Raw genomic sequence first — 13,493 nt, forward strand, 5'->3', positions numbered from 1 at the left:
TCCTTTGTTCTTTGAGCGCCACGGTGGTGGTGAACGGGCCATTCTCGTTCACTTGGATGGACAGGACCCTGAGGCGCGCGAAGATCCGCAGGAGTTTCAGGAATTGGCACTTTCGGCCGGCGCCGAGACCGTCGCGTTTTTCAACGTGCCGCGTCATCGGCCAACCGCCAAGTTCCTGATCGGCAGTGGCAAGGTCGAGGAGTTGCGCGACCTGGTCAAGGCCGAACAGGTCGATCTGGTGATTTTCAATCACATCCTCACACCCAGTCAGGAACGTAACCTCGAACGTGTCTTCGAGTGTCGCGTGATCGACCGTACGGGGCTGATCCTCGATATTTTCGCCCAGCGCGCCCGCACCCATGAAGGCAAGCTCCAGGTCGAACTGGCCCAGCTTGAGCACATGAGTACGCGCCTGGTTCGCGGCTGGACTCACCTTGAGCGGCAAAAAGGTGGTATTGGCCTGCGCGGCCCGGGTGAAACCCAGCTGGAAACCGACCGGCGCCTGTTGCGGGTGCGCCTGCGCCAGATCAAGGGGCGGCTGGAAAAGGTCCGCAGCCAGCGCGAGCAGTCGCGGCGCGGCCGCAAACGGGCAGATATCCCGACGGTTTCACTGGTGGGCTATACCAACGCCGGCAAATCGACCCTGTTCAATAATGTCACCCAATCCGACGTCTACGCCGCCGACCAGTTGTTTGCCACGCTCGACCCGACCCTGCGCCGGCTCGACCTGGACGACCTCGGGCCGATCGTGCTGGCCGACACTGTGGGCTTCATCCGTCACCTGCCGCACAAGCTGGTCGAGGCTTTCCGGGCTACGCTCGAAGAGTCGAGCAACTCCGACCTGCTGCTGCACGTGATCGATGCCGCCGAACCGGACCGGATGCTGCAGATCGAGCAGGTGATGGTGGTGCTGGGCGAGATCGGAGCCCAGGACTTGCCGATCCTGGAGGTATACAACAAACTCGATTTGCTCGAAGGTGTGGAGCCGCAGATCCAGCGCGATGCCGACGGCAAGCCGCAACGGGTCTGGTTATCGGCCCGTGATGGCAGCGGCCTGGAACTGCTCAAGCAGGCCGTCGCCGAGCTGTTGGGCAACGATCTGTTTGTCGGCACCCTGAAGTTGCCGCAACGTTTCGCCCGGCTGCGAGCCCAGTTCTTTGAGCTGGGGGCTGTGCAAAAAGAAGAACACGACGACGAAGGCGTCTGCCTGCTGGCTGTTCGCCTGCCTCGGGCGGAGCTCAACCGGCTGGTCAGCCGCGAAGGGCTGCAACCGATGGAATTCATCGAGCAACACACTTTGCAATAAAAGCCTGAGAAAGCTGTGTCAGGCATTCTGTAGCATTGGTCGGCGCGCCGTGGGTGCGTCTTTGCTTTATCAGATGGAGAGCGCTATGGCTTGGAATGAGCCGGGTGGCAACTCGAATAATCAGGATCCTTGGGGTGGCAAACGTCGTAACAACGGCGACCGCAAGGGGCCGCCGGATCTCGACGAGGCCTTCCGAAAGCTGCAGGAAAGCCTGAACGGTTTGTTCGGTGGTGGTAAAAAACGCGGTGACGAGGGTGGCGGTCGTCCGGGCAAGGGCGGCGGTTTTGGCCTGCTCGGCATCGGTCTGGTCGTGCTGGCGGCTGTCTGGCTGTACAGCGCGGTCTATGTCGTGGACGAGCAGGAGCAGGCGGTAGTGCTGCGCTTCGGCAAGTACTACGAGACGGTTGGCCCGGGTCTGAACATCTATTTCCCGCCGATCGACCAGAAGTACATGGAAAACGTCACGCGTGAGCGGGCGTACACCAAGCAGGGCCAGATGCTGACCGAAGACGAGAACATCGTCGAAGTGCCGCTGACCGTGCAATACAAGATCACCAACCTGCAGGACTTCGTGCTGAACGTCGACCAGCCGGAGATCAGCCTGCAGCACGCGACCGAGAGTGCCTTGCGCCATGTGGTGGGTTCCACCGCCATGGACCAGGTGCTGACTGAAGGTCGTGAATTGATGGCCAGCGAAATCAAGGAGCGCCTGCAGCGGTTCCTCGATACCTATCGCACCGGTATCACCGTCACCCAGGTCAACGTCCAGAGCGCGGCAGCCCCGCGTGAGGTCCAGGAAGCCTTCGACGACGTGATCCGTGCCCGTGAAGACGAGCAGCGTTCGCGCAACCAGGCCGAAACCTATGCCAACGGCGTCGTGCCGGAAGCCCGTGGTCAGGCCCAGCGCATCATCGAGGATGCCAACGGTTACCGTGATGAAGTGGTCTCCCGTGCCAAGGGTGAGGGTGATCGTTTCACCAAGCTGGTGGCCGAGTATCGCAAGGCCCCTGAAGTGACCCGCCAACGTCTGTACCTGGACACCATGCAGGAAGTCTTCAGCAACACCAGCAAGGTCCTCGTGACTGGCAACAAGAACGGCCAGAGCAATCTGCTGTACCTGCCGCTGGACAAGATGGTCGAGAGCGGTCGCAACACCAGCACGCCACCGACCAGCTCGGCGGCGGCCAGCAATGAGGCCGGCACCCGTGCGGCGGCGGACCTGCAACAACAGCAAGCACGTACCAGGGAGAGTCGCTGATGAGCAATAAATCGCTGATCGCCCTTATTGTCGGTGTCGTCGTGGCGATCGCTGCCTGGAACTGCTTCTACATCGTGGCTCAGACCGAGCGCGCGGTGTTGCTGCAATTCGGTCGCGTGGTCCAGGCTGATGTCCAGCCAGGGCTGCATGTGAAGGTGCCGTACGTCAACAAGGTGCGCAAGTTCGACGCTCGCCTGATGACGCTGGATGCGCCGACGCAACGCTTCCTGACGCTGGAAAAGAAAGCCGTGATGGTAGATGCCTATGCCAAGTGGCGTGTGAAGGATGCCGAGCGCTTCTACACCGCGACCTCTGGTCTGAAGCAGATCGCCGACGAGCGTCTGTCCCGTCGTCTGGAGTCGGGCCTGCGTGACCAGTTCGGTAAGCGCACGCTGCATGAAGTGGTTTCCGGTGAGCGCGATGCGCTCATGGCCGACATCACCCGTTCGCTGAATGCGATGGCGGAAAAAGAGCTGGGTATCGAAGTGGTCGATGTCCGGGTCAAGGCCATCGACCTGCCGAAGGAAGTGAACCGCAGCGTGTTCGAGCGGATGAGCACCGAGCGTGAGCGTGAAGCCCGCGAGCACCGCGCCAAGGGTAACGAGCTGGCCGAAGGCATCCGTGCCGACGCCGATCGCCAACGCCGTGTGCTGCTGGCCGAAGCCTATCGTGAATCGGAAGAGGTCCGTGGTGATGGTGATGCCCAGGCCGCTTCGATCTACTCCAAGGCCTACGGTCAGGATCAGGAGTTCTACGCGTTCTACCGTAGCCTGCGTGCCTACCGTGAAAGCTTCGCGAACAAATCCGACGTCCTGGTCCTGGACCCAAGCAGCGACTTCTTCCACTACCTGGAAAAGTCCAAGCCTTGATGCGACGTTGACCTGAGACACCCCGCCCGGCGGCTAAAGCGTCGGGCGGGGTGATCCTTTGGGAAAACGTGTGTATGATGCGGCAGCCGGGAAATTCCCGGCTTTTTTGCGTCTGCACGTTCGATTGCGGTTTATAGGTGCAGGCGTCGGGTTGAACGACCCGACAGGTTTTTCGAGGGAAGTGCCGGGCGAGGCCGATTGTGGGCCATTCGTCACGTCGCTCTTGCGCGTTTTTTGCCCAGGATGCGCCTGGCGCAGGCATTTTCTGCTTCACTCAAGGCCAGCCCGAAAGCTGGCCGCCCGGACCATAGGGGAATGGCGTAATGGCAACGGTAGACCGCTGGCTGCTGCCAGATGGCATCGAAGAAGTACTGCCACCGGAAGCTGCGCGTATCGAAGTAGCGCGTCGGCAGGTGTTGGATCTGTTCCAGAGTTGGGGTTACGAGTTCGTCGTCACCCCGCATATCGAGTACCTGGAATCCCTGCTCACCGGCGCGGGCCAGGACCTGGACCTGCGCACCTTCAAGGTTATCGACCCGCAGTCGGGGCGGCAGATGGGCTTTCGTGCCGACATCACGCCGCAAGTGGCGCGCATCGATGCCCACACCCTGCGCCGTGAAGGTCCGAGCCGCCTGTGCTACGCCGGCAGTGTGCTGCATGCCCAGCCGCGTGCCTTGTCGTCTTCGCGCAGCCCGATCCAGCTGGGCGCCGAGTTGTATGGCGATGCCAGCCCGAGCAGCGACGTAGAAGTCATCAGCCTGATGTTGGCCATGCTGCAACTGGCTGACGTGCCGGATGTCCACATGGACCTGGGGCATGTTGGCATCTATCGCGGCCTGGCCCGTGCGGCCGGTTTGTCCGGCGAAGTGGAGCAACAGCTGTTCGATGCCCTGCAACGCAAGGCTATCGACGAAGTCATCAGCCTGACCGAGGGCCTGCCGGCCGATCTGTCGGGCATGCTGCGGGCGCTGGTGGGCCTGTGTGGCGGACGTGAAGTATTGGCCGCTGCCCGTGAGCGCCTGGCCCACGCGCCGGCGCCTGTGTTGGCGGCGCTGGACGACTTGCTGGCGATTGCCGAGCGTCTGTCGGTGCGCTTCCCTGAGTTGCCGCTGTATTTCGACTTGGGTGAGTTGCGTGGCTATCACTACCACACCGGTGTGGTGTTCGCTGTGTTCGTACCGGGCGTGGGTCAATCCATCGCCCAGGGCGGCCGTTATGACGACATTGGTGCCGACTTTGGTCGTGCCCGTCCGGCGACCGGTTTCTCTACCGATTTGAAAACCCTGGTGACCCTGGGGCGTGCTGAAGTCGAGCTACCGTCTGGCGGTATCTGGATGCCTGACAGTACGGATGCGGCACTCTGGCAAGCAGTCTGCCAGTTGCGCAGTGAGGGTCAGCGTGTCGTCCAGGCCTTGCCTGGGCAACCTTTGGCCGCCGCCCGTGAAGCGGACTGCGACCGGCAATTGATTCAGCAGAACGGGCTTTGGCAAGTATTGCCGCTGGCTTCTTGAGTTTTCCTGTCGGCTGCGGCCGGCACCAAGTTTGCGCGAATGAGGACAAGTGTTATGGGTAAGAATGTCGTAGTCCTGGGCACCCAGTGGGGTGATGAGGGCAAAGGCAAGATCGTTGATCTGCTGACCGAACATGCTGCCGCCGTAGTGCGCTACCAGGGTGGCCACAACGCAGGTCACACCTTGGTGATCGACGGTGAAAAAACCGTCCTGCACCTGATTCCGTCGGGCGTGCTGCGCGAAGGCGTACAGTGCCTGATCGGCAACGGTGTGGTGGTTGCGCCCGACGCCTTGCTGCGGGAAATCATCAAGCTGGAAGAAAAAGGCGTACCGGTGCGCGAGCGCCTGCGTATCAGCCCGTCCTGCCCGCTGATCCTGTCCTATCACGTCGCGCTGGACCAGGCCCGTGAAAAGGCCCGTGGCGAGCTGAAGATCGGCACCACCGGTCGCGGCATCGGCCCGGCCTACGAAGACAAGGTGGCTCGTCGTGGCCTGCGCATCGGTGATCTGTTTCACCGTGAGCGTTTCGCCGCCAAGCTGGGCGAGTTGCTGGACTACCACAACTTCGTCCTGGTCAATTACTACAAAGAACCGGCCATCGACTTCCAGAAAACCCTGGACGAGTGCATGGAGTACGCCGAGCTGCTCAAGCCGATGATGCTCGACGTCACTGCCGAGCTGCACGAGCTGCGTCGCGCCGGCAAGGACATCATGTTCGAAGGTGCCCAGGGTTCGCTGCTGGACATCGATCACGGGACCTACCCGTACGTCACCAGCTCCAACACCACCGCCGGCGGCATCGCCACGGGTTCGGGTTTCGGTCCGATGTACCTGGACTACATCCTGGGTATCACCAAGGCCTACACCACTCGCGTGGGTTCGGGTCCGTTCCCGACTGAGCTGTTCGACGACGTCGGCGCCTTCCTGGCCAAGCGTGGCCACGAGTTCGGTGCTACCACCGGCCGTGCCCGTCGTTGTGGCTGGTTCGATGCCGTCATCCTGCGTCGCGCCATCGACGTCAACAGCATTTCGGGCCTGTGCCTGACCAAGCTGGACGTGCTGGACGGCCTGGAAACCATCAACATCTGCGTGGGCTACAAGAACCAGGACGGCGCCGTCATCGATGCACCGACCGACGCCGACAGCTACATCGGCCTGGAGCCTGTGTACGAGCAGATGCCAGGCTGGACTGAATCGACCGTGGGCGCCAAGACCCTGGAAGAGCTGCCAGTAGCGGCCCGCAACTACATCAAGCGCGTCGAAGAGTTGGTCGGTGCGCCGATCGACATTATTTCGACGGGGCCGGACCGCAACGAAACCATCGTTCTGCGTCACCCGTTTGCCTGATAAGTCGTTGATGTAAAACACAAAGGCCCCTCGTTTGGGGCCTTTGTCGTCTCTGTCGGTCGAACGGCACGACCTTTGCTATGCATCGTTAATAATAAGTACTTCTTTGAAGTGCCATCAATTTAATGGCGTTTAGTAGAGGGATTCCCCTGTGTCGGCCGTTCTCTCACTGTTACAAAGCCGTCTGTTGCGGCCTGTGTTCGTTACCCTGGGTATCGCCCTTTTGGTGCAAGTGCTGGTGGCCGTCGCGCTGACTCGAAGCACGGTCACCGCGTTGGAGGCCGAACTAGGGGCCCGGCTGGGGGTTGATAGTCAGAAATTGTCTGGCGAGCTGGAGCAGGCCGGGCGCGAGGTCACCTCGAGCCTGGACAGTTTGTCTGCCAGTACTCGTCAGCGCCTCACCGTCGGTTTGTCGACGCGGCTGAAGGACGAACAGGCGCAGTTGCGCAGGACGCTCGAGCAATCGCTCAAGGATTCCGCCAACGATATGGCGCAACTCCTGGCCTCGGTCGCGCCCCGCGCCATGTGGGACAGCGACATACCGACCCTTTCCGAATTCGCCCGTCGGGCCCAGCGCAATCCCAATGTGCTGTTCGTTATCTATGATGACGCCAATGGTGAGCACCTGACCCGCTACCTGAACCGGGAAAACCCGATCAACAAGGCGCTGCTGGAAAAAGGCAAGGGCGAGCGGGCGTTGGACAAAGTGCTGGATGCGGCGAAGAGCGACCCCTCGGTGTATTACCTCGAAGCCTCGATCAGCCCCAACGGCGTAGAGATCGGCAAGGTATTGATGGGGGTTTCCACGGCTTCCGTTGAAGCTGACCTGAAGGCGCTGGACCAACGCTTTTTGGCCTTGATCGCCAGCGGTGACCAGTTGGTCGGTGACAGCCTCAAGGGGGCGGCGGCCGACAGCGCCACTGCCATGCGCGGTCGCCTGGAGTCGGCCCAGGCCACCGCCACACAGATGCAGACCAACACCGCCAGCACCGTGCAGGAAGCGGCAGGCACCTTGCGCTGGCGCATCGGTCTGGGACTGGCGCTGGTGGGCTTTGGTGTGCTGGCCTTGCTGGCCGTGGTGCTGGGGCGTCGGGTGGTCAATCGCCTGAAGTTGCTGATCGCGGCCATGAACGACCTGGCGGCAGGCGAGGGTGACCTGACCAAGCGCGTGCAAATCAACAGCAAGGACGAAATCGGCGACATGGCCTCGGCGGTCAATCGTTTTGTGGATAAGTTGCAACCCATCGTGCGCGAAGCGGGCGATGTGGCCCAGCGTACCGGTGTGGAAATCGGTGCGATGACCTTGCGCAACTCCGGTGCCGATGCGGCGGCCGGGATGCAGCGTGATGAAGTCGCCGAGAGCCTGCGTGCGCTGTCGCAAATGGCTGATGAAGCTCAATCGGAAAGCCAGGCGATGCAGGCGGCCTTGCAGCAGGTGGTGGAGATCCGCCAGGCCACCGATGAAAACACCCGCACTTCGGCCAAGGTCGGCAGCTTGATCGAGGCCCTGGCTGGTCAGGTGGATACCGGGGCGAAAGTGATCGAGCGGCTTGCGCAGCAGAGCGAACAGATCGAAGTGGTGCTGACCGTGATTCACGGCATCGCCGAGCAGACCAACTTGCTGGCCTTGAATGCGGCCATCGAGGCGGCACGTGCCGGGGAAACCGGGCGCGGGTTTGCTGTGGTGGCAGATGAGGTGCGGGCGTTGGCGAGCAAGACCCAAAGCTCAACGGGCGATATCCAGGCGCATATCGTGGCCTTGCAGCAGGGCGCTCGCGAGGCGGTGGCCGCCATCGGCCAGGCCGGGCGCCAGGCCAGCGAAGGCTTGTTGGTGCTGCGAGACAGTGCGCGGTTGCAGCAGTCGGTTCAGGCGTCCGTCGAGCAGGTGCATGCGGCCATCGGCCTGGCGACTCAGGCCGCGGCCCATCAGGCCCAGGGTGCGCAAGCGGTGCGCGGACGGGTGGAAACCATCCATGCCCAGGCCGAGAAAGCGGCCCAGGCTGTGGTCGAGACCACGGCCAGCGGTAAGGTCCTGGATGGGTTGGCGGCTCAGTTGAAGGCGAGTCTGGGGCAGTTCCGGGCCTGATCTGGCGGCTGGTACCTCTGTGGGAGCGAGCTTGCTCGCGATGGCGGCTTGACTGAGTACATATCCATTGCTGTGGTAACGGCCGCTTATGGTTCCGCTCTTACAGCGGGTCACTTTTGAGGCGCAAAAGTAACCAAAACGCTCATGCCCCACCACTCGGTGCCTCGCTTAGGCTCGGCATGCCCGAACGCAGGCATTGCTCCGTGGGCCCGCCGCGAAGGGCCATCCATGGCCCAGCGCGGCTATCCCGGCATCCATGCCGGGATGCCCACTCCACAATGCCTGCGTTCGGCCATCGTGGTTAACGGGGCGCCGAGATCAACGTCCACCACGAGGCGGCCTAGTAGCCGACCTGGCTCTCCCGGTTGTACACCCGTCAGATCTGTGGGAGCAAAGCTTGCTCGCGAGGCGGCCTGATAGCCGACCTAGCTCTCCGGTCATACCCTGATCCAATTGTGGGAGTGGGCTTGCCCGCGAAGGCGGCCTAACAGCCAATCAGTCTCTCCGGCAGTGCCCCGATCCAATTGTGGGAGCGAGCTTGCTCGCGATGGCGGTCTCAGCGGCTCAGGTACATCCGCGTCGTCAGCAAATAAACCGGCAACCCCGATACCAGAATCAACAGCGCCGCATAAGGCGCCGCCGCGAACTCCACATTCGAGGTATGGGCCCAAACGGCGTTGCCAATGTATTGAGCCCGGTCGGGCTCAGCAGCGCGGTGGTCAGTTCCTCCATTGCATCCAGGAGCACCAGCGCATAGGCGGGCGCCACAGCAAGCTCCCTCGCCACAGGTGGGGCAATTTTAGGCGTGCAGAAACGCAAAAACCCGCTTTCGCGGGTTTCTGTGAGGTTCAAGGCTGTAACCTTGAAGCTTGAATTGGTGCCCAGAAGAAGACTCGAACTTCCACGACCTTGCGGTCACCAGCACCTGAAGCTGGCGTGTCTACCAATTTCACCATCTGGGCAGCATCTTCAGCGTTGCCGCTGTTGATGTGGCGCACTATACGGAGCGCATTTTGATCTGTAAACCCCTGTTTTTGTTTTAGTAATTGCCAAACGCAATTGCAGGGGGCAAAAATGCAAAAACCCGCTTTCGCGGGTTTTTGTTGAGCCAGCAGGCCATTGACCTGTTGCTCGAAATTGGTGCCCAGAAGAAGACTCGAACTTCCACGACCTTGCGGTCACCAGCACCTGAAGCTGGCGTGTCTACCAATTTCACCATCTGGGCAATATCGACATCGTGTGTACGTCGTCGATGGCGCGCACTATACGGAGCGTCTTTTTAACTGTAAACCCCTCCTGAGAAAAAAACCGCTAAATTTCACGAGCGGCGCTTTTCCGGGCTTCCAAGGCAGGCCAAATGACTTTAGAAAAGCGATCGGATGCTTGAAATTTCCCGTTTCATTAAGCCTATGCCAAACTAACCCGCATATAGACAAGGTGAAAACTCTCTAATGGCCGATTGGCAGTCCCTCGATCCCGAGGCCGCTCGTGAAGCGGAAAAATATGAAAACCCTATTCCTAGCCGCGAACTGATCCTGGCGCATCTCGCCGATCGGGGTTCGCCTGCTAGCCGCGAGCAGTTGGTCGAAGAGTTCGGTCTGACCACCGAGGACCAACTCGAAGCCCTGCGCCGCCGTCTGCGCGCCATGGAGCGCGACGCTCAACTGATCTACACCCGGCGCGGCACCTATGCGCCGGTGGACAAGCTTGACTTGATCCTGGGTCGCATCGCCGGCCACCGTGATGGCTTCGGTTTCCTGATCCCGGACGACGGCAGCGACGACCTGTTCATGAGCCCGGCGCAAATGCGCCTGGTGTTCGATGGCGACCGGGCGCTGGCCCGCGTGTCTGGCCTGGACCGCCGCGGTCGTCGCGAAGGCGTGATCGTCGAAGTGGTGTCCCGTGCCCACGAATCCATCGTCGGCCGTTACTTCGAAGAAGGCGGTATCGGTTTTGTTGTGCCGGATAACCCGAAGGTCCAGCAGGAAGTGCTGATTACCCCGGGCCGTAATGGCGCCGCCAAGGTGGGTCAGTTCGTCGAGGTGAAAATCACCCACTGGCCAACTGCGCGCTTCCAGCCGCAGGGCGATATCGTTGAAGTGGTCGGCAACTACATGGCGCCGGGAATGGAAATCGACGTTGCGCTGCGCACCTACGACATTCCTCACGTCTGGCCCGAGGCTGTGCTCAAGGAAGCCGCCAAGCTCAAGCCGGAAGTTGAAGAGAAAGATAAAGAAAAACGCATCGACCTGCGCCATCTGCCGTTCGTCACCATCGACGGTGAAGACGCCCGCGACTTCGACGATGCGGTCTACTGCGAAGCCAAGCCTGGCAAGCTGCGCCTGTTCTCCGGCGGCTGGAAGTTGTTCGTCGCGATTGCCGACGTGTCCAGCTACGTGAAGATCGGTTCGGCCCTGGATAACGAAGCCCAGGTGCGCGGCAACTCCGTGTATTTCCCTGAGCGCGTGATCCCGATGCTGCCTGAGCAGCTGTCCAACGGCCTGTGCTCGCTGAACCCGAAAGTCGACCGTTTGGCCATGGTGTGCGAGATGACCATCTCCAAAACCGGCGAAATGACCGACTACCAGTTCTACGAAGCGGTGATCCACTCCCAGGCGCGCCTGACCTACAACAAGGTCAGCACCATCCTGGAAACGCCGAAGACCAGTGAAGCCAAGGCCCTGCGTACCGAATACGCTGGCGTGGTGCCGCACCTCAAGCAGCTGTACTCGCTGTACAAGGTGTTGCTGGGGGCCCGTCACGTGCGTGGCGCGATCGATTTCGAGACCCAGGAAACCCGGATTGTCTTCGGTTCCGAGCGCAAGATCGCCGCAATCACCCCGACGACCCGTAACGATGCGCACAAGCTGATCGAAGAGTGCATGCTGGCGGCCAACGTGGCCACCGCGGAATTCCTCAAGAAGCACGAGATTCCTGCGTTGTACCGCGTGCACGACGGCCCGCCGCCGGAGCGTCTGGAAAAACTGCGCGCCTTCCTCGGCGAGCTCGGCCTGTCCCTGCACAAAGGCAAGGACGGCCCGACGCCGAAGGACTACCAGGCACTGCTGGCCAGCATCAAGGACCGTCCGGATTACCATGTGATCCAGACCGTGATGCTGCGCTCCCTGAGCCAGGCGGTGTACAGCGCCGACAACCAGGGCCACTTTGGCCTGAATTACGAGGCGTACACCCACTTCACCTCGCCGATTCGCCGTTATCCGGACCTGCTCACGCACCGCGCGATCCGCAGCGTGATCCATTCCAAGCAGAACACCCCGCACGTCAAGCGCGCCGGTGCCATGACTATTCCGAAGGCACGGATCTATCCGTACGACGAGGCGGGCCTGGAACAGTTGGGCGAGCAGTGCTCCATGAGCGAGCGCCGCGCCGACGAAGCTACCCGCGACGTGGTGAACTGGCTCAAGTGCGAGTTCATGAAAGACCGCGTGGGCGAGTCGTTCCCTGGCGTGATCACTGCGGTGACCGGCTTTGGTTTGTTTGTCGAACTGACCGACATTTACGTCGAGGGCTTGGTGCACGTCACCGCCTTGCCGGGTGATTACTACCACTTTGATCCTGTGCACCACCGCCTGGCGGGCGAACGCACCGGTCGCAGCTTCCGTCTGGGCGACACCGTGGAAGTGCAGGTCATGCGCGTCGATCTCGATGAGCGCAAGATCGACTTCGGAATGTCTGACAAGCCCGCCGAAGCACCGACTGGTCGTAAAAAGCGTGGCAACGAGACCGCAGCGCCTGCGACCAAAGGTAAAGGTAAAGGTGCTCCTGCAAAAACCGCAGAGCCTGAGCCAGCCAGGGCTGGTCGCCGTTCGTCTGCCAAGGACAAGGCTCCCGAAGCCTACCGCCCCAGCGACGCAGCGGCGAAAAACGCCGAACTGCGCAAGAGCCGCGAGTTGAAGCAGCAGTTGCTCAACGAAGCCAAAAGCGGTGGTAAAGCGGCGTCTGGGGGAAAGTCCCACGGGGCGGAAAAGCCGTCGAGCAAGCCAAGTAAACACCGTAAAGGCCCGCCCAAAGCGGGCTCGGCCCCCGCCAAAAGCGGCGGGTCGCGCAAACCTAAGGCCAAGTCATGAGTCTGGAAAAAATCTACGGCGTGCACGCCGTAGAAGCACTGCTGCGTCACCACCCTAAACGCGTCAAGCAAGTGTGGTTGGCAGAAGGTCGCAGCGAGCCGCGTGTGCAAGCGCTGGTCGAACTGGCCACCCAAAACAAGGTTGCCATCGGCCAGGCCGAGCGTCGTGAAATGGACGTGTGGGTCGAAGGCGTTCACCAGGGTGTGGTTGCGGACGTAAGCCCGAGTCAGGTCTGGGGCGAGGCGATGCTCGACGAACTGCTCGATCGCACCGAAGGCGCGCCGCTGTTGCTGGTGCTGGACGGCGTGACCGATCCGCACAACCTGGGCGCTTGCCTGCGTTCGGCAGATGCGGCCGGTGCATTGGCGGTGATCGTGCCTAAAGACAAGTCGGCAACCTTGACGCCGGTGGTGCGCAAGGTGGCCTGCGGCGCGGCGGAAGTGATTCCGCTGGTGGCGGTGACCAACTTGGCGCGCACCCTGGAAAAGCTCCAGCAGCGCGGCTTGTGGGTGGTCGGCACGGCGGGAGAGGCCGAGGTCAGCATCTATGACCAGGACCTGACGGGCCCGACGATCCTGATCATGGGGGCCGAAGGCAAGGGCATGCGCCGCCTGACTCGCGAGCATTGCGACTACCTGGTCAAGCTGCCGATGGCCGGTAGTGTCAGCAGCCTCAACGTTTCGGTGGCGACCGGCGTGTGTCTGTTCGAAGCGCTGCGCCAGCGCAGCGTCAAGGCTTCCGCCAAAAAAGCCTGAGCCAGACGTGTATCAAATGTGGGAGCGAGCTTGCTCGCGATGACGGTGTATCAGTGCCAGAAATGTCGACTGGCACGCCGCTATCGCGAGCAAGCTCGCTCCCACAGTGCTTTGTGCAGGGCAAGGATCGGCGGTTGTTCAAATAATCGCCAATTGCCTTGCGCCGCCCTCGGCCCTTCTCTACAATTGCGCCCCTTGCTGTGATGGCAGGCACTTATGTGTCTAGCGTCCACAAGTCCATAAGTGTCATTCACTCCTTGTCTGACCGTTTTT

8 protein-coding genes, 2 tRNA genes and 2 pseudogenes are annotated in these 13,493 nt (G+C 61.4%); 9 read left to right on the plus strand and 3 right to left on the minus strand.

The features are described 5' to 3' along the window. The first annotated feature begins 4 nt into the window (after window positions 1–4). The 7 genes and pseudogenes from hflX to HU749_RS29535 all read left to right on the plus strand — a co-directional run bounded on the left by hflX (window position 5) and on the right by HU749_RS29535 (window position 8,377). Window positions 5–1,306 carry a ribosome rescue GTPase HflX gene (gene hflX / locus HU749_RS03760; protein ID WP_186651113.1) on the plus strand — a complete coding sequence of 434 codons (1,302 nt, stop codon included), beginning with the start codon at window positions 5–7 and terminating at the stop codon, window positions 1,304–1,306. Between the two features lie 85 nt (window positions 1,307–1,391). Further along, window positions 1,392–2,564 (plus strand): FtsH protease activity modulator HflK, encoded by a 1,173-nt coding sequence (hflK, locus tag HU749_RS03765; protein ID WP_186651114.1) that lies wholly within the window; start codon window positions 1,392–1,394, stop codon window positions 2,562–2,564. After that, complete coding sequence (hflC, locus tag HU749_RS03770; RefSeq protein WP_018610083.1) at window positions 2,564–3,433, plus strand: protease modulator HflC; 870 nt, start codon at window positions 2,564–2,566, stop codon at window positions 3,431–3,433. Before hflK ends, hflC begins: the two co-directional genes overlap by 1 nt. 323 nt (window positions 3,434–3,756) lie before the next feature. Then, on the plus strand, window positions 3,757–4,944 hold the full coding sequence (locus tag HU749_RS03775) for an ATP phosphoribosyltransferase regulatory subunit (protein WP_079301645.1): 1,188 nt from the start codon (window positions 3,757–3,759) through the stop codon (window positions 4,942–4,944). Between the two features lie 54 nt (window positions 4,945–4,998). Continuing rightward, window positions 4,999–6,291, plus strand: a complete 1,293-nt coding sequence (locus HU749_RS03780; RefSeq protein WP_003186407.1) for an adenylosuccinate synthase — start codon at window positions 4,999–5,001, stop codon at window positions 6,289–6,291. A 967-nt stretch (window positions 6,292–7,258) separates the two neighbouring features. Continuing rightward, a pseudogene (locus HU749_RS29530) lies at window positions 7,259–7,519 on the plus strand (HAMP domain-containing protein); the annotation flags it as partial. Window positions 7,520–7,627: 108 nt separating this feature from the next. Further along, entirely contained in the window at window positions 7,628–8,377 is a 750-nt protein-coding gene (locus HU749_RS29535) for a methyl-accepting chemotaxis protein (protein ID WP_371103550.1), read from the plus strand. Window positions 8,378–8,933: 556 nt separating this feature from the next. On the opposite strand, the pseudogene HU749_RS03790 reads toward HU749_RS29535, so the two are convergent. The 3 genes and pseudogenes from HU749_RS03790 to HU749_RS03800 all read right to left on the minus strand — a co-directional run. Further along, window positions 8,934–9,205: pseudogene (locus tag HU749_RS03790) on the minus strand (iron ABC transporter permease); the annotation flags it as partial. A gap of 47 nt (window positions 9,206–9,252) precedes the next feature. Next, window positions 9,253–9,339, minus strand: a tRNA-Leu gene (locus HU749_RS03795). Between the two features lie 176 nt (window positions 9,340–9,515). Continuing rightward, window positions 9,516–9,602: transfer RNA gene (locus HU749_RS03800), tRNA-Leu, on the minus strand. 226 nt (window positions 9,603–9,828) lie between these two features. Between HU749_RS03800 and rnr the strand changes: the two genes are divergently transcribed. Together rnr and rlmB are read left to right on the plus strand one after the other, a co-directional pair. Further along, window positions 9,829–12,465, plus strand: coding sequence for a ribonuclease R (rnr, locus tag HU749_RS03805; RefSeq protein ID WP_079301646.1), 2,637 nt, complete (start codon window positions 9,829–9,831; stop codon window positions 12,463–12,465). After that, window positions 12,462–13,220 carry a 23S rRNA (guanosine(2251)-2'-O)-methyltransferase RlmB gene (gene rlmB / locus HU749_RS03810; RefSeq protein ID WP_014336310.1) on the plus strand — a complete coding sequence of 253 codons (759 nt, stop codon included), beginning with the start codon at window positions 12,462–12,464 and terminating at the stop codon, window positions 13,218–13,220. Before rnr ends, rlmB begins: the two co-directional genes overlap by 4 nt. The last annotated feature ends 273 nt before the right edge of the window (window positions 13,221–13,493 follow it).

The organism is Pseudomonas ogarae (assembly GCF_014268695.2).
Classification (GTDB): Bacteria; Pseudomonadota; Gammaproteobacteria; order Pseudomonadales; family Pseudomonadaceae; genus Aquipseudomonas; species Aquipseudomonas kilonensis.